Origin of the sequence: Pedobacter sp. HMWF019 (assembly GCF_003061025.1) — a bacterium.
Classification (GTDB): domain Bacteria; phylum Bacteroidota; class Bacteroidia; order Sphingobacteriales; family Sphingobacteriaceae; genus Pedobacter.
In genome coordinates, this window is sequence record NZ_QAIL01000092.1 from 1 (window position 1) to 18,717 (window position 18,717).

Genomic DNA, 18,717 nt, shown 5'->3' on the forward strand with positions numbered 1-18,717 from the left:
CCTCAAAGATACAATTATAAGTACTTAATATGAAAAGTTTCAAATTAATATGAAAAGGTTCAAAAACTATATCTTTGCCCAAAATCATTTGTTATGCAAGAGATCAAAAAATATGTAGAAGAAAACAAACAACGCTTTTTAGATGAATTGTTTGAGTTGTTGCGTTTTCCATCTGTAAGTGCTGATCCTCAATATAAAGGGGATGTGTTAAAAACCGCGGATTTTGTAGCCCAAAAACTGAAAGAGGCTGGCGCAGATCAGGTAGAGGTTTGTCAAACTGCGGGTTATCCTATCGTTTACGGAGAGAAAATCGTAGATGAAAAGTTACCAACGGTTTTAATCTATGGACATTATGATGTACAGCCTGCAGATCCTCTGGAATTGTGGGAAACACCTCCTTTTGAACCTACTGTTCGTGATGGTAAGATCTATGCTCGTGGAGCCTGTGACGATAAAGGGCAGTTTTATATGCATGTAAAGGCGTTTGAACTGATGATGAAGACGGGTACTCTGGCTTGTAACGTGAAATTCATGATTGAAGGAGAAGAGGAAGTCGGTTCTGCAAACCTGGGAACTTTTGTGAAGGAGAATAAAGAGCGTTTGAAAGCTGATGTGGTGTTGATCTCTGATACGTCTATGATCAGTATGGAGCATCCTTCTATTGAAACTGGTCTTCGTGGCCTGGCTTATATGGAAGTGGAAGTGGTTGGACCTAACCGGGATTTGCATTCGGGTGTGTATGGCGGTGCTGTGGCGAATCCGGCAACGATCTTATGTAAATTGATTGCTTCTTTGCATGACGAAAATAACCACATTACGATTCCTGCTTTTTATGATAAGGTAGTGGAGCTTTCTGATGAGGAGAAAAAGGCATTGAATGCTGCTCCTTTTGATTTGGAGGAGTATAAGGAAGATCTGAATATTAAGGCTGAATGGGGTGAAAAAGGGTATTCTACATTGGAGCGCACTGGAACCAGACCTACTTTAGAGGTAAATGGTATTTGGAGCGGCTATATTGGTGAGGGTGCTAAAACGGTATTGCCTTCTAAGGCAAATGCGAAGATTTCTATGCGTTTGGTGCCGAACCAGAGCTCTGAAGAGATCTCTGAGATTTTTGCGAAACATTTTGAAAGTATTGCTCCTGATTATGTGAAGGTGAAAGTGACTGCGCATCATGGCGGTGAACCTGTGGTAACGCCAACGGATAGTGTGGCTTATCGTGCGGCTGAGCAGGCTATTTTGGATTCTTTTGGCAAGAAACCGATCCCGACAAGGGGTGGGGGCAGTATTCCTATCGTTGCTTTGTTTGAGCGTGTACTGGGGATTAAATCGGTCTTGTTTGGCTTTGGTTTGGATAGTGATGCGTTGCATTCGCCGAATGAAAAGTATGATATCTTTAATTATTATAAGGGTATTGAGACTTTGCCTTTGTTCCATAAGTACTTTGCGGAATTAAACAAATAAGGTGTTAAGGGCTTAAGTTAAGCAGAGCGCTTAATTGAGAAAAAAACAGCAATGGCTTTTATCTTCGCGGATCAAGAAGGATGATCCGAAGGTCGATAAAAGCCATTGCTGTTTTTTTTTGCAGGGTGCAGATTAATCGGGTTGCTTTAACTAAATGAGGGGAGATCCGGGCAGGGTGCAGAATTCCGTGCAGAGCGTAAGTTATATAGGGAGAATGCCTGATTTTATGCAGGAAATTAAAGTAGTAATTTAAAGCGCATTGTTTAGGCAATCTGCAAAAAAAAAAAGTCGGTGGTCTTGATCGACCTTCGGATCACCCTTCTTGATCCGAAGAGAGAAAGAATACTGAATTTTTTCTATTATACGTCTTAATTTTATGCCAGTTTTTAGGTGTTAAAGCTTAGGGTTTGCTTATTTTTACGCCGTGTCTGAGATCAATAAGAAACCTGTTATTCCGCGTCCGCGTAAGCCAAGAACCACTAAAGCTTCTACAGTAGCGTCTGCTGCGGGTAAGCCTGTGCGTGCTGCTGCACCTAGAAGGAAGCCGGTGAAGAAGAAAAAGAAAGGACCGGGTATGGCTTTGCACTGGAAATTTTTGATTGCTTTGGTGTTGCTGGTGCTGTTATCGCCTTTGTATTATGCCTATGTACTGAAGATGTTTAGTTCGGGGATTCGCTGGGTAAAGGATATTGGGCAGGATCCGAATTATAGAACCTATACCAGTTTTAATATTAAGATACCGAAAAAGTATAAGATTCATGGGATTGATGTATCCTACTACCAGGGTAAGATAGACTGGCAGAAGGTGCAGGCGATGGAGGAGGATAGTGTTCGGGTGCGCTTTGCGATCATAAAGGCAACCGAGGGGATTTTGAGTGTGGATCCTTATTTTTCTAGAAATTGGAGAGAGGCTGCGAAGACTGGGATTGCTTGTAGCGCCTATCACTTTTTCAGGCCGCAGAAATCGGGGGAGTGGCAGGCCATGTTCTTTTTGCAGACGGTGCAGTTTGAAAAAGGGGATTTGCCTCCGGTGGTAGATGTAGAGCAATTGAATGGGGTTTCTCCGGAGCGGATGCGAAAGGAATTAAAGGCCTTTATTAAATATGTGGAGAAAAGGACCAGGGTAAGGCCTATTATCTATTCCGGGCTTGATTTTTACAGGAACTTTCTGCAAGGGCATTTTGAGGAGTATCCATTGTGGATCGCACATTATCATCAGCCGAGGCTGAATGTGGACAAATCTACGAAATGGGTTTTCTGGCAGCATTCAGACCGGGCTAGAATCAATGGAATCAATCATGTGGTAGATTTCAATGTGTTTCAGGGTGATAGTGCGGCTTTTGAGGGGTTAAAGATTAAGTTTTAAGTCTATTATCAGGTTTTTATGAGGAAAAAATTAGTGGTTTTAACGGGAGCAGGAATTAGTGCGGAGAGTGGTTTGAAAACCTTTAGAGATAGTGATGGCCTTTGGGAAGGCTATAATGTATACGATGTAGCTACGCCTGAAGCCTGGGACAGGAACCCGTCATTGGTACAGCAATTTTATAATGAACGCCGGAAACAAGTACTGGAGGCTGTTCCAAATGCTGCTCATTTGGGATTGGTTGCTCTGGAGGAGACTTTTGAGGTTCATATTATTACGCAAAATATTGATGATCTGCATGAGCGTGCGGGTTCTTCTGATGTGACACATTTACATGGGGTGATTACCCGTTCGCAATCGGACCTGGATCCGGGTTTGACCTATCCTATAGAGGGCTGGGAAATAAAAATGGGCAGTTTTTGTGAACTGGGTACACAATTGAGACCTCACGTGGTTTGGTTTGGAGAATCCGTACCAATGATTCATCATGCGGCGCAACTGTGCGCCGGTGCTGATGTTTTTATTCTGGTTGGAACTTCTCTTGCGGTTTATCCGGCGGCTGGATTGGTCGATTTTGTCCCCGCTGCAGTGCCTAAATATATTATAGACCCTAAAATTCCGGAGCTTGGTCGTTATAAAAACGTGATTAAGGTAGAGAAATCGGCTACTGAAGGGATAAAGGAAGTTTTAGGACTTTTAGGGGCCTAGATTACCCAGCTTTCGCAGGTCTTTAGAAATTCCGGGTCCGCGTCTGCGCCTATCCCAATGGTGTCTGGTACATCGAGGTGATAGCCATCATAGGTTAAGCCGCCTTGTACGGGATCCACCAGGTGGCCTAAAAGGCAGGTGTCCAGATCGAAGAAGACCACATTTGGACTCGCCAGTGCGAAGTGAAGGTTCGCGCTTAAGGCGATCCGGCTTTCCAGCATGCTTCCGATCATGCATTTCATGCCTTTTTGTAAGGCGGTTTCATGGATCTTCTGGGCCTCAAGGATACCCCCTGATTTCGAAAATTTGATGTTCAGATAGTCGCAGGATTGGCTGTTGATCAGTTTACGGGCATCGTGGTGGTTGTAACAGCTTTCGTCTGCCATGAGTTTGATTGGCGAATTGAGTTTCAATTCCGGAAGTTTATCGTCAAACCAGGTGCGCATAGGCTGTTCGCAAAATTCTATGTTGTATTGGGCCATTTCACCCAGAGCAAGCAGGGCATCGTCAAAACTCCAGCCTTGGTTGGCGTCAAGCCTCAGTATCATACTTTTGCCCACGGCTTCCCGGATCCTGGCTACCCTCAGGATGTCGTCATGGACTTTTTTGCCTAGTTTGATCTTTAAGATGGTACAGCCTTGCTGCTGGTATTTTAAGGCTGATTGTACCATTTCCTCCGGGCTGCCTATACCTATGGTCATATCGGTTTCTATGGGACGTTTGTGTCCTCCAAGAAATTTGTAGAGTGGCAGTCTGGCGTTTTTTGCCGAGATGTCAAATAATGCCATGTCAAAGGCACTCTTAATGGTGCTGTTATGAGCGGCATAGCCCAGTAGGTCATTCATCCGTTCAGGGATGTCGAGCGGATCTTTATCCTGTAAGATCTGCGCAAAGTCTTTGGCCATTGCGATACATGTTTCCTGTGTTTCACCAACAATCATGGGAAAGGCAGAGCATTCGCCTACACCGTAAAGGCCCTCATCTGTATGAACCCTGATCAGTACATTTTGTGCAAAATGCATCGTTCCCGTTGCAATAACAAAAGGTTCCATCGGAATACTGAAGCGGTAGATTTCGGTGTGGGTGATCTTCATATGGCTTGCTTTACCGTAAAAGTACAACTTATCTTTTTACCTTTATAGTATGAATTCTGAACCCAATCATTTAATTAAAGCTTCTTCTCCATATTTATTACAGCATGCCTATAATCCGGTTAACTGGTTTGAATGGGGAGAAGAGGCTTTACAGAAAGCTAGAGATGAACAAAAGCTGATCCTGGTGAGTATAGGTTATTCGGCCTGTCACTGGTGCCATGTTATGGAACGTGAAAGTTTTGAGAACCATGAGGTCGCCGAAGTGATGAACCGACATTTTATATGTATTAAAGTAGACCGGGAGGAACGACCGGATATTGATCAGATCTATATGCTGGCCATACAGTTGATGACAGGAAGCGGGGGCTGGCCTTTAAATTGCATTTGTTTGCCTGATCAGCGGCCCATTTATGGTGGAACCTATTTTAAGAAAGACGACTGGATCAATATCCTGTCTCATGTGGCAGGTCTCTGGAAAAATGAACCAGATAAGGCCAGGCAGTATGCAGACCGCTTAACCGATGGCATCAGGAATGCAGAAAAAATTGTTCCGAATGTAAAGACTGCGGAGTATACGAAGGAAGATTTAAAAGAGATTATTGAGCCCTGGAAACGTTATTTTGATATGAGTGAGGGTGGGTATAACCGGGCACCTAAATTTCCTCTGCCTAATAACTGGCAGTTTATGCTTCGTTACAGTCATTTAATGAAGGATGACGCAACCCATGTATCGGCCTTGCTTACTTTAGAAAAGATGGCTTTAGGCGGGATTTATGATCAGATAGGTGGTGGTTTTGCCCGCTATTCTGTAGATGAGGACTGGCATGTGCCGCATTTCGAAAAAATGCTTTATGATAATGGCCAGCTGATCAGTTTATATGCGGAGGCCTATTTATATGCCGGTATGCCCTTATTTAAACAGGTTGCACAGGAATCTATCGAATGGGTAAAAAGAGAAATGACCTCTCCGGAAGGACTTTTTTATGCGGCTTTGGATGCGGATAGTGAAGGGGTGGAAGGTAAATTCTATGTTTGGTCTTCTGAAGAATTTGAGGTGCTTGCTGGTGGGGATCATCTTTTGCTGGCTGAGTATTTTAATGTGACGGAAGAAGGAAACTGGGAAGAGGAGCAAACCAATATTCTGTTGCGCAGGTATACGGATGAAGAGTTTGCGGAAGCAAGGGGGCTTGCAGTTCATGAATTGCAGCATAAAGTGAGGCTACTGAAAGAAAGCCTGCTGGAGCAGAGAAGCGGCCGGGTTAGACCGGGCCTGGATGATAAATGTATAACAGCCTGGAATGCGATGATGATTAAAGGCCTGGCAGAAAGTGCCAATGTATTTGGAGAACAGAGCTACTATGATATGGCAGTAAAAGCGGCTACTTTCATTTTGGATCATTTAATAAGCCCGACGGGTGGTTTGTACCGCAATTATAAAGGCGGAAAAGCGAGCATACCAGGCTTTCTGGATGATTATGCGTTTTTTATCGAAGCTTTATTATCCTTATATGCGGTAGATTTTCAGGAGAAATGGTTAAATGAAGCCAAACGTTTAACGGAAATTGTTCTGGAAGATTTTTCTGATCCGGATGGTCCGATGTTATTTTATACGAGTGTGACCGGGGAGAGTCTGATTGCGCGTAAACATGAATTGATGGACAATGTCATTCCAGCTTCGAACTCCGTAATGGCACAAAATTTACAGGCCCTGGGCTTGTTTTTTGACGAGTCTGTTTATGTGGATAAGGCTGGGGCGATGCTTGCTGCGATACAGCCACAAATTAAGACTTATGGGTCGGCGTATTCCAATTGGGCGATACAATTGCTGAACGAAGTATTTGGCATCAATGAAATTGCAGTAGCTGGAAATGAGGTTAAAAGTGCCTTGGAAGAGCTGAATGGCATCTATATTCCGAATAAAATTACAATCGCGGGAACAAATTCTGCACTTCCTTTGTTAAAAGATAAGCAAAGCATTGAAACAAAAATCTATATTTGCCGAAATAAAGCATGTCAGCTGCCAGTACTTTCAGTTGAGGAAGCAATAAAATTAATAAATTAAACAAGAATCTAATGAGTATTAAACCTAATACAGTAGTTTCCTTAACGTATGAATTGCATACGACTAACGAAGAAGGACAACAAGTTTTTGTAGAAAAAGCTGATGAGCAAAACGCTTTGGTTTTTTTATTTGGTGTGGGTATGATGTTACCAAAATTTGAAGAGCATTTGCTTGGAAAAAATGCTGGTGATGAGTATGGTTTTGAACTTTCTGCGGCTGATGGTTACGGAGAGATCGATCCGGGAGCTTATGCTGATCTTCCAAAAGAAATGTTTAAAGATGTAGATCTTCCTAATGTTGGCGATGTTATTCCTTTACAGGATAATCAAGGTAATCACTTCAGAGCTGGTGTTACTGGCGTACATGAAACTACTGTTTCTGTAGATTTAAACCATCCTATGGCTGGAAAAAACCTAATTTTTGCTGGTAAGATCCTTGCTGTTCGTGAGGCTACTGAGGAAGAATTGGCACATGGCCATGCGCATGGTGCTGATGGTCATTCAGGCCACTAGTTCTTATTCTCTTACTGAAAGAGGTTAAAAATTATAAAAGAGCAAGCCGCTTTATCTTTGCGGATCATGAAGGATGATCCGGATGTCGATAAAGTGGCTTGCTCTTTTTTGGGTGCTTAGCCTGTGGGTTTTAGTATATGAATTAATCGGCCTTCATTCCGGCACTGCATTTTTCGCAGATTCCGTAGGCAGTAGTATTGATGCTGCTGGCCGTAAAGCCCGGAGGCATTTTGATACTGGGTATCTTAACGTCAAGGCAGTATATTTTCTGGCAGTTGCTGCAGTTGAAGTGCACGTGTTCGTCATGGTGGTGATGTTCTGTGCAGGACGAGGAACAGATGGCATAGTTGGCTGTTCCGTTCATGTCCATGATCCGGTGAAGGATACCCTTATCTTCATAGGTATTTAGAATACGGTAGAGGGTTACCCTGTCTATTTCTTTTCCAAGTTTCTTTTCGAGTTCAGGCTGCGAAATGGCAACCGTGTCCAGTGCGATTTCTTCCAATACACGGACCCTTTGTTTGGTGTGCTTTAAATCGTGGTCCTTTAAGATATTTACCGGGTCTATATGCATAAGATTAGATTGATTTTCCATTGATCAGTGATATTGGTGGGGTATCCATGGCGTTTGCATTGCTGAGTTTAAGAATGCCCTTTATGGTAATGGTTTGATAGGTAAACTTGACCGGTTCGGCAAGCTCTACCAGGACCATTACAGGCACACCATTTTTTCCGCAGAAATAGCACTGATTAATAGGTAACGTTGACAGCATGAATTTGGTTTGCTTCATGCCGTCTTTTATCGGAACAATATAGCCTTCGAGTTCGAATGGCTTATCTGCATGCTTTTTTATTTCGGACGTAAATACCGGGAACATTTCTTTGTTTTTTACAATTTTAAAGTTCACACTGCCAATTACCTCCCAGTTCGCAGAGATGATCTGGTCGTTGGGATCGTGTTGTGCTTTGGCTGCAAAACCGGTGAGTACAAATAACAGGGGGAGGAATTGTTTCATATTTCGTTTAACTTTTGGATAGAATTTCAGAGATATTGGATTTATAGGCCTGTATCGCTGGGATGATAGCTGCAAATATACCAATAGCAAGACCGGCGGCCAACAAATATATTTCGCTGTTCAGGAAGATCAGTCCATTAAGTCTGGCCTGACTGCTTTCCTGAAAATGACCAATGATCTGTAAACCGGCATGGCCTAAAAAGATGCCGATCAGGGTACCTGCAAAGGTCAGCATAATACCTTCTGCAATTACAATGAGGAACAGTTTGCTGCGTGAGGCACCAAGTGTGCGCATAATGGCCAGATCGTAACTCCGTTCTTTCAGGGAATTGTACAGGTTCACAAAAACGCTGATCACTGCAATGGCCATAATGAGCAAAGCGAACCATTGTAAAGTATCTACACCTACGCCAATCAGGGAAAACAGACGGGTGCTTTCCATAGCTGGCGAAGCTGCCTGCATATTGGTAGACTGGTTGACCATCCGCGGAAACATCACTACTGACATTGGGGAACGGTATTGGATGAGTAAAGAGGTGATTTCTTTGTTCTGAATTTCTGGAGCGTCTGCTTTTTTACCCGGGTTTTCAGAGCGGTGATCATCATCCTTCTTATGGTGATCATGTTCTTTTTCGTCTGCGGGATCGTGCATTTTCCATACACTGGAAATATTGGTCAGTATCAGGTTATCGGTCACATTTCCCTGCGGTTCGAGGATTCCGGTAACTTTATAGGCATGTGCTTTATGGATATCTGTACTGCCTGTGAGTCCATGGGCTCCATAAAATTCATCGCCAACTTTTAAATGCTGGCTTTCGGCTACGGTTGATCCTATATTGGTTTCGAAATCCTGCTGCCAGAGTTTGCCTGCTTTTATTTTAAGATTGTAAAGGTTTACAAAACCGGAATCTGTGCCCACAATGCGGGTTCCATTGTAATTGTCGCCAAGGGCAAGTGGTACGGCACGTTTTACCCATGGATTTTGCGCAAGTTCGTTTGCTTCTTTTAAGGGGATATTGCCTGTTGGAAAATCGATATAGTAGATGCTACTCAGGATGAGCTGCAGAGGGCTTCCCTTTGCACCTACTACCAGGTCAATATCTTTAGAATTCCGGCTTAATTTATCGTTGATTTGGGTAGAGGCCAGCAGAAGTATGGTTAATATGCTGGTTCCGAAAGCAACGAGAATGAGGTTTAGGGAAGAGGACAGGGGCTTGGAACATATACTTTTCCAGCTGATCTTTAATGGGCTCATTTTAATTCGTAAGTATGGGTAAAAGCATCTTTAACTCTTTTATCGTGGGTGGCCACCACCAGGGTACTCTGGTTAAGGGCGGACTGCTGCATCAAAAGTTCAAGTACAGATAGGGCGTTTTTGTCGTCAAGACTGGAAGTAGGTTCATCGGCAATTAAAAGGGATGGCTTATTGATCACGGCTCTGGCTATAGAGACCCGCTGCAGTTGTCCCTGGCTCAATTGGTTGGGATAGGATTTTTTCTTAGCAATCATATCGAGTGATTCCAGTACTTCCTCTATTCTTTTATGATCTTCGGGTAACTTTGCCAGACTTTGTGCCAGAAGCAGGTTTTCTGTGATGGTTAAACTTTTAATCAGATGGGGTCGTTGAAATACAATGCCGATATGCCTGCCCCTGTATTGATCCAATGCCTTTGGGGAGAGCTTATACAGGGATACCTCGTCCATGGTCAGATCACCCGCACTGGGTTTTAAAATTCCTGTCAGAATATGAAGCAGGGTGGTTTTTCCACTTCCGGATTCACCGAGTAACAGCCACTGGCTGCCATCAGCAATGGTCCAGTCTTTAAACCGGATCGTATAACTGGAATTGTAGCTATGGGATACTGATTTTAAATTGATCATTAGGAGGTTTTTATTCTGCTTTTCAAATATTTTAAATAGATCTGCTTGCTGTCCATCTTTTCATGTTTGCAGCCTGGATTTAGCATGCTGATGAAGAGAAGGAAAACGAAACCGGCAACTTTCTTGTTCATGATTTATCTTTATAATACAAACATAGTAAATGCAATTTTATTGCATTGGTATTAATTCACTTTTAATGTAAAGGATGTGCTACATGGTACAGGCCGGTGTGTTTAACCGGAATGTTTATGACTGCATATTTTGCTGTATTTCCAGTTCATCCAATGTGAAGTGGCGATGATCAGACCGCCTAATGGCACAAGAATGACTTCAATTGTTTCAAAAAGTAAGTGACCAAACCCTATAAAGAGGAAGCCCGTAAGCAGCATCGCTATGGGTATGATGCGCTTGTGTTTTGGATAGGAGGTGATTAGGGAATAGGTTCCGATGAAAAGGGATAAGCAGATCATAGAGATTTCTACCCAGATATTCGCTAGAAATTCCAACCCCAGTAATGGGAGGCTTGTAATTAAAATAGGAAGTATGGCGCAATGTATGGCACAGGCTACAGACGCAGTGATGCCCAGTTGATCGAGTCTGGCAGATTTTATAATAGATTTCATATGACAAATATAAAAGCAATATAGTTGCATTTGTAAATTATGATGTCATATATTTGCAACTTAATTGCATTTAAAGAGTTGTTGAAAAAATATATTGAATGGAAAAGAAAAGATTGCCTGTTACTGTGCTCAGTGGGTTCCTGGGGAGCGGTAAAACAACTTTGTTAAATCACATTCTTCACAATAAAGAAGATCTGAGGGTGGCGCTTATTGTGAACGACATGAGTGAGATTAACATTGATGCACGTACGGTTGAAAACGGGCATACCCTGTCCCGAACAGAAGAAAAATTAATAGAAATGAGTAATGGCTGTATTTGTTGTACGCTTCGGGAAGACTTGATTGCAGAAGTGGAAAAGCTGGCGATGGAAGATCGGTTTGATTACCTTATCATAGAAAGTACGGGCATTTCGGAGCCTATACCTGTAGCCCAGACTTTTAGTTATGTCGATGAGCAAATGGGGATAGACCTGAGTCAATTTAGTCGGCTGGATACTATGGTGACTGTGGTTGACTGTTTCAATTTTAAGAATGATTTTGGCACAAGTGAACTGCTAAAGGACAGAGATTGGGTAGAAGAAGCTTCAGATCAGCGAACTATAGTTAATTTGCTGACAGATCAGATCGAATTTGCAAATGTGATCATCCTCAATAAGACTGATCTGGTAGATGAAGCAGATTTGAGACTGATCCGTGCAGTAGTTGGGAAACTGAATCCTGAGGCTACTCAAATTGAGGCATCTTTTAGTAAAGTGGAGCTTAAAGAGATCTTAAATACAGGTTTGTTCGAATTTAATACGGCCTCTATGGGTGCGGGCTGGATTAAAGAACTTCAGTCTGCGCATGAGCCGGAAACCGAAGAATATGGAATCAGCAGTATGGTATTCCGGTCTGCCAGACCTTTTCATCCAGAACGCCTCTGGAATTATCTGAACAGGGACTTTCCTCCCAATATCATCCGAACTAAAGGCCTGTTCTGGCTGGCAGCTATGCCTGATTATGCTTTGAATTTTTCCCAGGCTGGGGGCTCGTTAAGGATGGAGAACGCGGGTAGCTGGTGGGCAGCTATTCCATTTGGTGAACGGATCAATTGTGTGGATTTTGCAGAGAATAAAAAGGATATTGAAGCTCGCTGGGACAAAAGATTCGGTGATCGTTTGAACGAATTGGTCTTTATAGGGCAGGACCTGGATAAAGGACAACTGAACAAAGATCTGGATAATTGTTTGCTGACGGAACCGGAAATCCTGGGATTTGAAAAAGGGTTAAGTTTCCTTAACCCTTTCTTGAAAGTACTTTAATGTTTTTTGTAGCTATGTGCCTATAGCTGCAAACGAAACAGCGGACCTCGAAAGAGGTCTGATGTTTTGCTATTTATAGAGTTCTGCTCTTAATGCCGCTACATCATCGCTCGTAATGTATTCGTCATATGTCATCATTTTATCAATCGTGCCATTTGGCGTAATCTCAATAATCCTTGTTGCTACTGATTCTGTAAGCGCATGATCTCGTGAAGTAAACAGCGCTGTGCCTTTAAAATCTTTTAAACCATTATTTAAGGCAGTAATAGATTCTAAGTCAAGGTGATTGGTTGGTTCATCAAACATGAGCAAATTCGCATGTCTAAGCATCATTTGAGAGAACATACAACGCATTTTTTCACCACCTGAAAGCACTTTCACATTTTTCAATACCTCTTCGCCAGAAAACAACATCCGGCCCAGGAAGCTCCGTACAAACTGCTCATCCTGATCAGTACCAGAGTATTCGCGCAACCAGTCTACCAGATTCTCATCTTTACCTTCAAAATAAACGGAGTTATCGTTAGGGATGTCAGCAGTATTGATCGTTACACCAAATTTGAACTCCCCAGTGTAATTTTTCTCGCGACCTGTTAATACGTTGTAAAAAGCAGTAGTAGCCAAACTGTTTTGAGATAAAATGGCTATTTTATCACCTTTATTGACCATGAAATTGATGTTCTTAAACATCACTTCTCCATTGGCACTGTGTGATAAATTTTCTACCTGCAAAATCTGGTCTCCTGCTTCTCTGCCCAGATTGTTAAATAAAATGGCTGGATATTTTCTGCTGGAAGCTTTAATCTCCGAAATATCAATCTTGTCGAGTGCTTTTTTACGGGAGGTTGCCTGTTTGGATTTGGAAGCATTGGCGCTGAAACGCTGGATAAACTCTTGAAGTTCTTTAACTTTCTCCTCCAGTTTCTTGTTTTGGTCACTGCGTTGTTTTAAGGCCAGCTGGCTAGATTCATACCAGAAGGAGTAGTTACCAGAGTAAATACTCATTTTACTGAAGTCAATATCTACTATATGTGTACATACAGCATCTAAAAAGTGTCTGTCGTGGGATACGACTAATACAATATTTTGATAATCGGCAAGGAAGTTCTCCAACCAGGCAATTGTATCGATGTCCAAATCGTTGGTCGGCTCATCCAGCAGCAGGATGTCCGGATTACCAAATAAAGCCTGTGCCAGTAAAACACGTACTTTTTGGTTACCATCAATTTCCTTGAGTTGTTTATAATGTAAATCTTCTTTAATTCCAAGATTGCTCAGCATGGTGGCAGCATTGCTTTCCATGTTCCATCCGTCCATTTCAGCGAATCTGTTTTCCAGTTCACCTGCACGCTCACCATCTTTATCCGTGAAATCTTCTTTCAGATAAATGGCATCTTTTTCTTTCATGATGTCGTACAATTCCTTGTGCCCCATCATCACCGTTTCAATTACCGTGAACTCATCAAACTCATAATGGTTCTGTTTTAAAACAGCCATTCTTTCTCCGGGTGTAAAAGCAACACTTCCGGTGGTTTGGTTAACTTCGCCTGAAAGGATTTTTAAAAAGGTGGATTTACCCGCTCCGTTAGCTCCGATAACACCATAGCAATTGCCATGGGTGAACTTTAAGTTAACATCTTCAAATAAGGTACGTTTTCCGTAACGCAGCGATAAATTAGAAACTGAAATCATAATACTGAAAAATAAGCCGCAAAGGTAGTTATAAATTTATAAAATGATTCTGATTCGGTAGTTTTGATCTCTTAAAATTTTATTGCTGTGACCAAAAATGAACTGATAGAAAGATTGAGTACATCCATGGAGAGTCGGATGGTAGATATACTTACCGATATTGCAGAGGAAAGATTTCTGGTTAAAGACCCTGAGGACCATTTTACCATTAATGATCTGATAGAACTTACTTTCTTTTCAAAAAAGGAAGTCGCTTTTCGGTTCGCCTGGATGCTGGAATACAGTTTTGTAAACTATCCTTGTATAGGCGCGCATCTGGATCATTTTCTTAATGGTTTTGCAAGACAAGATAATCCATCCTGTATGCGCCATTACGGAAAGATTGCAGCTTTTTTTACTGGTAAGAAGGTTATTGGCCTTTCTGAAAAACAATTGGAACAAACGGATTTGGAACCACTGGTGGATGTTTTGTTTGCCTGGTTGATCGATGAACAGGTATTGGTCGCTACTAAGGTGCACTGCATGCAGGCGCTTGCGAATCTGGCTCCAAGATATCCCTGGATTAAAGACGAACTGCTGCAAACAATTTATCATCTTGAAGATAAGGAAAGCATCGCTTTTTTTGGCCGGGCCAAACAGGTAAAAAAACAACTTGGAAGAATGAAGATCTGAAACAATGACGGCAGGCAAACAATTAAGCCCGGATAAGTAGTATTTTTGTCGGGTATTACACGTATTATAAGATTCATGGAAAAAGAAATAGATATATTAAATACCATCATTAAAAGAAGAAGAAGCATTTTTCCAATCAGTTACACCAGCCAGGAGATATCGGTTGAAGTGATCCGGCAGATATTAGAGAGTGCCAATTATGCACCTACCCATAAATTAACGGAGCCCTGGAGATTTGTTGTATTTAGAAACGAAGGAAAATGGAAATTAGGAGAGCAGCTGGCCCGTCTATATAAGGAAAACACACCCACAGCTTCCTTTCTGCAGAAAAAATACGATAGCATTACTGAAAAAGTGAGACAGTCGAGTTGTGTCATTGCGATCAATGCCCAATTAAATCCCGACAAGCTTCCGGCCTGGGAGGAAATAGCTGCACTGGCTTGTGCGGTACAGAACATGGCGTTGACAGCTGAGGCACTGAAAGTGGGCGCCTACTGGAGCTCTCCGGAAATGATTTCAGACTTGGGTGATTTTCTGCAGCTTAATGAAAATGAAAAGTGCTTTGGCCTTTTTTATATGGGATACCATAATGAAGAGCCAAGAACTGCAAAAAGAACACCAATAGAAAATAAGGTAAGGTGGGTAGAGGAATAGAATATGGATCAGATCAAAGATAAACTATATCAGCTTTGTGCTGATTTTATTGAGCAAAGGATTCATACCGCAGAAACTGCGTTGCTTCAGGCCCAGGAGGCGAGTAATGATGATACCAAAAGCAGTGCGGGGGATAAGTTTGAAACCACCAGGGAAATGATGCAGCAGGACATCACCAGGAACAAAAGTCTACTGATGGATGCGAAGCAAAATTTACAGCTTCTTCATTCTATAAAGGATGTACCAGCTAGCGAGAGCATCAGAAATGGTAGCCTGGTATATACTTCTGATGGTGTTTTTTACATTAGCATCAGTGCCGGGCAGTTGAATCTGGAAGGGCAAGTGTATTTTGCCATATCCGCGGCATCACCGGTAGGAAAGCTGATGACTGGTAAAAGAGTTAATGAGGTATTCAGCTTTAATCAGAAGGAATACCAGATCAAGGCTATTGTTTAGACAATTTGTTTTCCATAAAAAAAGCGGATTTATTCCGCTTTTTTTATGTGTATTTTAAATGAATCAGGTCTTAGAAACTGTTCTTTATGCTGTTGTGCAGGGTTTTTGGACTCCAGTAACCGCTGGCAATAATCCTTCTAACTGTGTATAACGGATCATTCTGGTCGCGTTTGTCGGCCAGGGAAAATGCCATTCTGAAACCTCTTTTTTTCAATTCAGGAAAACCAGCAGCATTCCATAAACCGAAAGGATAAGCAAATTCGGTCATTTTTTTACCAGTGATCTCTTCCAGTTTTTTTGTTGGTTTATCCAATTGCTCTTCCCAGTCTTTACCTTGGTATTTTTTGAAATTTTTATGGTCGTAAGTGTGGCTTCCAATAATATTGCCTGCGTCAGAAAGTTGTTTGATCTGTTCCTTGGTCATATAGTCTACAAATTTGCCTTTTCTGCCAATGGAAACAGTCATGATGAAATAAACGGCTTTGAAGCCATATTTTTTCAAAGTTGGTGCTGCGATGGTGAATTGGTCCATATCGGTATCATCAAAGGTAAACATGATGGGTTTGCTTGGAAGTGCTGCACCGGTATTCAGATAAGCATACAACTGATCTGGCAAAATGGAATGGTATCCGCTGTCGGCCAGCATTTTGACCATGTCTTTAAAATTTTGTATCTGGACAATATAATCTTTACCAACTTTTCCATCGGTAGGCTTCCAGTCTCTGATTTGATGAAAACACAGAACAGGGACCTGCTTGCGTGCTAAAATGGTTTTGGCATCGGCCGGTTTTATCTTTGATACATCGATTTTTTGTCCCTCTACCGGAGCGGAGGCAGCCGGTTGTGTTTGTTCAGTACTGTCTTTTGTGGTTTGAGCACCTGAATTTGTTTGTGATTTTGACTGGCATCCCGCTGTTAAAATAACTGCAGCGGCTGCAATAGTTAAGAAATACTGCTTCATGTATATAGATTTGCTACAAAACTATAAAGATATCTTATTTATTACAATTTCGCCGCCGAAGGCTCTTAATAATTCAATAATTTAGGCCTTTTATAAATTATTCTAAATGAAGAAACTCTACTTTTCGGCTTTGTTTGCATTAACGGCTTTGCAATACGTTTCTGCACAAACCAAAACATTCACTTTAACGGAGAAAACAGTTGACCCACCTAAGGCAAACTATCAGCTCGCCTCCAGATTTTCACCTAATAAATTGAAAAAAATCGTTTACTCTACTACGGTTGATCCGCATTGGCTAAAACTAAGCAATCGTTTCTGGTATGTTTATGAGACCCCAAGCGGTAAGCAATGGTATCTGGTAGATCCTGCAAGCAGGAGTAAGAAGCCAATATTTAATCTGGCCAACCTGGCTGCAGAAATTACCAATATCATGAGGGATCCTTTTGATGCGCAGCATTTGCCTATTGAGGAGATTAAGTTCTCCAAAGATGAGAAAAGCATCACATTTGAACTGAAGAGTACGATTGATGAATTGAAGAAAGACAGGAAGGATAAAAAAGATGCAGATTCTATGCAAAAGAAGATCTTTTCTTTCAATTTTGATATTGCTTCGGCTAAACTGACGGAGGTTCCCAATTACTCCAAACCAAAGGCTAAACCGAGTTGGGGCTCTGTAGCTCCCGATTCTTCTGCAATTGTATTCAGCCGGAATTATAATTTGTATTGGATGGATAAAGCCAATTACCTGAAGGCGGTTAAAAATGAGGAAGATAGTACTATCGTAGAACATCAGCTGACTAAAGATGGTGTTAAGTTTTATGCTTATGGCAGCAATGGAGATGGGGAGAATAATGAAGAAAATGAGAAGAACAATAAGAAAAGACGGAGTGCTTATGTGCTGTGGTCTCCAAACTCACGGTATTTTGTACTCAACAGAGAAGACTCCAGAAAGGTAAAAGACCTGTGGGTGATCAACAGTGTAAGTGCAGGGAGGCCTACTTTGGAAACTTATAAATACCAGATGCCGGGTGAAAAGGAAGCACCAATAGATGAAATTCTTTTGTTTGATTTTCCTGCTAAAATCTCGAAAAAATTAGATATTACTGCTTTTAAAGATCAGTCGGTTTCACTTTGGCAGGCGCCTTCGCTGAATAAAGACAGAGATAATGAATTCAGGCCTTCGCTTTGGTTGGGAAACAATAGTAAAATTTATTTTTCCCGTACCAGCCGGGACTTGAAAAGGGTTGATATCTGCATGATTGACATCAACAGTGGAAAGGTGTCTCCTTTAATTGATGAGCGTTTCAATACCTATGTGGAGGTGAATCGGCCAGGTCTTGTTAATGATGGTCAGGAGATCATTCACTGGTCTGAAAGAGATGGCTGGGGACATTTTTATCTTTTTGATGGTCAGGGAAAACTAAAAAACCAAATCACAAAAGGTGCTTTTCATTGTGAAGCTATTGTGAATATTGATCAGAAGAAAAGGGTATTGTATTTTACGGCAAATGGGCGGGAAGCAAAAGAAGACCCCTATTATTTGCATTTGTACCGGGTTAACTTTGATGGTTCGGGCCTGAAATTGCTCAATAACGGAGACTTTGACCACGCCATCAGCATGAATGATGAAGGGAAATATTTTGTTAACAATTTCTCGAGGGTAAATACGGTACCTAAATCTGCATTAATGGATAATGCGGGCAATAAGGTAATGGATTTAGAAACAACGGATTTGTCTTTGTTGATGGCTACCGGCTATAAATTTCCGGAACCCTTCAAAGTGAAGGCAGATGATGGTATAACGGATATCTATGGGGTAATGTATAAGCCCTTTAATTTTGATCCGTCAAAGAAATATCCCATCATTGAGTATGTGTATCCCGGCCCTCAGACAGAGGCTGTGAATAAGTCATTTAGCAAGAGTATGGACCGGACAGACCGTTTAGCTCAGTTTGGTTATATTGTGATCACAGTAGGGAACCGGGGAGGTAATCCGGCACGTTCCAAATGGTACCATACTTTTGGTTATGGAAACCTCCGTGATTATGGGCTTGCGGATAAAAAAGCAGCTGTTGAGCAGCTTGCTGACCGTTATCCTTTTATAGATGCCAATCGTGTAGGAATTACGGGGCATTCTGGGGGAGGCTTCATGTCTACTGCTGCGATGCTGGTTTATCCTGATTTCTTTAAGGTGGCTGTATCCAATGCCGGAAATCATGACAATAGTATTTATAACAGATGGTGGAGCGAGAAACATC

General features: G+C 41.9%; 19 protein-coding genes. 10 read left to right on the top strand and 9 right to left on the bottom strand.

All coding sequences use genetic code 11. The features are described 5' to 3' along the window. Positions 1-93: 93 nt before the first annotated feature. The 3 genes from DBR11_RS05970 (at position 94) to DBR11_RS05980 (ending at position 3,535) form a co-directional block, all read left to right on the top strand. The gene (locus tag DBR11_RS05970) at positions 94-1,464 is read left to right on the top strand and encodes a dipeptidase (RefSeq protein ID WP_108550698.1); all 1,371 of its coding nucleotides are present in this window, start codon (positions 94-96) and stop codon (positions 1,462-1,464) included. Between the two features lie 424 nt (positions 1,465-1,888). Further along, positions 1,889-2,830: a glycoside hydrolase family 25 protein gene (locus tag DBR11_RS05975; protein ID WP_233260661.1), complete on the top strand. Its 942-nt coding sequence runs from the start codon at positions 1,889-1,891 to the stop codon at positions 2,828-2,830. An 18-nt stretch (positions 2,831-2,848) separates the two neighbouring features. Next, complete coding sequence (locus DBR11_RS05980; RefSeq protein ID WP_108550699.1) at positions 2,849-3,535, top strand: Sir2 family NAD-dependent protein deacetylase; 687 nt, start codon at positions 2,849-2,851, stop codon at positions 3,533-3,535. On the opposite strand, the gene DBR11_RS05985 is transcribed toward DBR11_RS05980, so the two are convergent. Beyond that, on the bottom strand, positions 3,532-4,629 hold the full coding sequence (locus DBR11_RS05985) for a mandelate racemase/muconate lactonizing enzyme family protein (RefSeq protein ID WP_108550700.1): 1,098 nt from the start codon (positions 4,627-4,629) through the stop codon (positions 3,532-3,534). The genes DBR11_RS05980 and DBR11_RS05985 overlap by 4 nt on opposite strands. Before the next feature lie 49 nt (positions 4,630-4,678). Here DBR11_RS05985 and DBR11_RS05990 point away from each other — a divergent pair, with 49 nt between their 5' ends. Both DBR11_RS05990 and DBR11_RS05995 read left to right on the top strand, forming a co-directional pair. Beyond that, positions 4,679-6,691: a thioredoxin domain-containing protein gene (locus DBR11_RS05990; protein ID WP_108550701.1), complete on the top strand. Its 2,013-nt coding sequence runs from the start codon at positions 4,679-4,681 to the stop codon at positions 6,689-6,691. Positions 6,692-6,702: 11 nt separating this feature from the next. Then, complete coding sequence (locus tag DBR11_RS05995) at positions 6,703-7,203, top strand: peptidylprolyl isomerase (protein WP_108550702.1); 501 nt, start codon at positions 6,703-6,705, stop codon at positions 7,201-7,203. Positions 7,204-7,345: 142 nt separating this feature from the next. On the opposite strand, the gene DBR11_RS06000 is transcribed toward DBR11_RS05995, so the two are convergent. From DBR11_RS06000 to DBR11_RS06020, 6 genes are all read right to left on the bottom strand, one after another. Then, positions 7,346-7,798: a Fur family transcriptional regulator gene (locus tag DBR11_RS06000; RefSeq protein WP_233260662.1), complete on the bottom strand. Its 453-nt coding sequence runs from the start codon at positions 7,796-7,798 to the stop codon at positions 7,346-7,348. Further along, on the bottom strand, positions 7,782-8,219 hold the full coding sequence (locus DBR11_RS06005) for a hypothetical protein (protein ID WP_108550703.1): 438 nt from the start codon (positions 8,217-8,219) through the stop codon (positions 7,782-7,784). The genes DBR11_RS06000 and DBR11_RS06005 overlap by 17 nt, the downstream gene beginning before the upstream one ends. 7 nt (positions 8,220-8,226) lie before the next feature. Next, positions 8,227-9,474 (bottom strand): ABC transporter permease, encoded by a 1,248-nt coding sequence (locus DBR11_RS06010; protein ID WP_108550704.1) that lies wholly within the window; start codon positions 9,472-9,474, stop codon positions 8,227-8,229. Beyond that, the gene (locus DBR11_RS06015; protein ID WP_108550705.1) at positions 9,471-10,100 is read right to left on the bottom strand and encodes an ABC transporter ATP-binding protein; all 630 of its coding nucleotides are present in this window, start codon (positions 10,098-10,100) and stop codon (positions 9,471-9,473) included. The genes DBR11_RS06010 and DBR11_RS06015 overlap by 4 nt, the downstream gene beginning before the upstream one ends. Continuing rightward, positions 10,100-10,231: a hypothetical protein gene (locus tag DBR11_RS30515; RefSeq protein ID WP_255564061.1), complete on the bottom strand. Its 132-nt coding sequence runs from the start codon at positions 10,229-10,231 to the stop codon at positions 10,100-10,102. The genes DBR11_RS06015 and DBR11_RS30515 overlap by 1 nt, the downstream gene beginning before the upstream one ends. A 102-nt stretch (positions 10,232-10,333) precedes the next feature. Beyond that, a complete protein-coding gene (locus DBR11_RS06020) occupies positions 10,334-10,723 on the bottom strand; it encodes a MerC domain-containing protein (RefSeq protein ID WP_108550706.1) in 390 nt (129 codons plus the stop codon). Positions 10,724-10,821: 98 nt separating this feature from the next. Here DBR11_RS06020 and DBR11_RS06025 point away from each other — a divergent pair, with 98 nt between their 5' ends. Further along, complete coding sequence (locus DBR11_RS06025) at positions 10,822-12,024, top strand: GTP-binding protein (RefSeq protein ID WP_108550707.1); 1,203 nt, start codon at positions 10,822-10,824, stop codon at positions 12,022-12,024. A 69-nt stretch (positions 12,025-12,093) separates the two neighbouring features. On the opposite strand, the gene DBR11_RS06030 is transcribed toward DBR11_RS06025, so the two are convergent. Next, entirely contained in the window at positions 12,094-13,716 is a 1,623-nt protein-coding gene (locus tag DBR11_RS06030; RefSeq protein ID WP_108550708.1) for an ABC-F family ATP-binding cassette domain-containing protein, read from the bottom strand. Positions 13,717-13,803: 87 nt separating this feature from the next. On the opposite strand from DBR11_RS06030, the gene DBR11_RS06035 reads away from it, so the two are divergent. From DBR11_RS06035 to DBR11_RS06045, 3 genes are all read left to right on the top strand, one after another. After that, positions 13,804-14,388 (top strand): hypothetical protein, encoded by a 585-nt coding sequence (locus DBR11_RS06035; RefSeq protein WP_108550709.1) that lies wholly within the window; start codon positions 13,804-13,806, stop codon positions 14,386-14,388. A gap of 75 nt (positions 14,389-14,463) precedes the next feature. Continuing rightward, on the top strand, positions 14,464-15,042 hold the full coding sequence (locus DBR11_RS06040; RefSeq protein ID WP_108550710.1) for a nitroreductase: 579 nt from the start codon (positions 14,464-14,466) through the stop codon (positions 15,040-15,042). Between the two features lie 3 nt (positions 15,043-15,045). Further along, on the top strand, positions 15,046-15,498 hold the full coding sequence (locus DBR11_RS06045) for a 3-oxoacyl-ACP synthase (RefSeq protein ID WP_108550711.1): 453 nt from the start codon (positions 15,046-15,048) through the stop codon (positions 15,496-15,498). A 70-nt stretch (positions 15,499-15,568) separates the two neighbouring features. Here the strand turns inward: DBR11_RS06045 and DBR11_RS06050 are convergent, their stop codons facing one another. After that, a complete protein-coding gene (locus tag DBR11_RS06050; protein ID WP_108550712.1) occupies positions 15,569-16,459 on the bottom strand; it encodes a polysaccharide deacetylase family protein in 891 nt (296 codons plus the stop codon). Positions 16,460-16,565: 106 nt separating this feature from the next. Here DBR11_RS06050 and DBR11_RS06055 point away from each other — a divergent pair. Then, positions 16,566-18,717 (top strand): DPP IV N-terminal domain-containing protein (locus DBR11_RS06055; RefSeq protein WP_108550713.1); only part of this gene is annotated, 2,152 nt, incomplete at its 3' end.

Excerpts from the sequence above, each read along its gene's own strand:
- DBR11_RS30515 (WP_255564061.1), bottom strand. The coding sequence starts at position 10,231 with ATGAACAAGAAAGTTGCCGGTTTCGTTTTCCTTCTCTTCATCAGCATG.
- DBR11_RS06020 (WP_108550706.1), bottom strand. The coding sequence starts at position 10,723 with ATGAAATCTATTATAAAATCTGCCAGACTCGATCAACTGGGCATCACT.
- DBR11_RS06025 (WP_108550707.1), top strand. The coding sequence starts at position 10,822 with ATGGAAAAGAAAAGATTGCCTGTTACTGTGCTCAGTGGGTTCCTGGGG.
- DBR11_RS06010 (WP_108550704.1), bottom strand. The coding sequence starts at position 9,474 with ATGAGCCCATTAAAGATCAGCTGGAAAAGTATATGTTCCAAGCCCCTG.
- DBR11_RS06005 (WP_108550703.1), bottom strand. The coding sequence starts at position 8,219 with ATGAAACAATTCCTCCCCCTGTTATTTGTACTCACCGGTTTTGCAGCC.
- DBR11_RS05995 (WP_108550702.1), top strand. The coding sequence starts at position 6,703 with ATGAGTATTAAACCTAATACAGTAGTTTCCTTAACGTATGAATTGCAT.
- DBR11_RS06050 (WP_108550712.1), bottom strand. The coding sequence starts at position 16,459 with ATGAAGCAGTATTTCTTAACTATTGCAGCCGCTGCAGTTATTTTAACA.
- DBR11_RS06045 (WP_108550711.1), top strand. The coding sequence starts at position 15,046 with ATGGATCAGATCAAAGATAAACTATATCAGCTTTGTGCTGATTTTATT.
- DBR11_RS05980 (WP_108550699.1), top strand. The coding sequence starts at position 2,849 with ATGAGGAAAAAATTAGTGGTTTTAACGGGAGCAGGAATTAGTGCGGAG.
- DBR11_RS06000 (WP_233260662.1), bottom strand. The coding sequence starts at position 7,798 with ATGGAAAATCAATCTAATCTTATGCATATAGACCCGGTAAATATCTTA.
- DBR11_RS06015 (WP_108550705.1), bottom strand. The coding sequence starts at position 10,100 with ATGATCAATTTAAAATCAGTATCCCATAGCTACAATTCCAGTTATACG.
- DBR11_RS05970 (WP_108550698.1), top strand. The coding sequence starts at position 94 with ATGCAAGAGATCAAAAAATATGTAGAAGAAAACAAACAACGCTTTTTA.
- DBR11_RS06030 (WP_108550708.1), bottom strand. The coding sequence starts at position 13,716 with ATGATTTCAGTTTCTAATTTATCGCTGCGTTACGGAAAACGTACCTTA.
- DBR11_RS05990 (WP_108550701.1), top strand. The coding sequence starts at position 4,679 with ATGAATTCTGAACCCAATCATTTAATTAAAGCTTCTTCTCCATATTTA.
- DBR11_RS05985 (WP_108550700.1), bottom strand. The coding sequence starts at position 4,629 with ATGAAGATCACCCACACCGAAATCTACCGCTTCAGTATTCCGATGGAA.
- DBR11_RS06040 (WP_108550710.1), top strand. The coding sequence starts at position 14,464 with ATGGAAAAAGAAATAGATATATTAAATACCATCATTAAAAGAAGAAGA.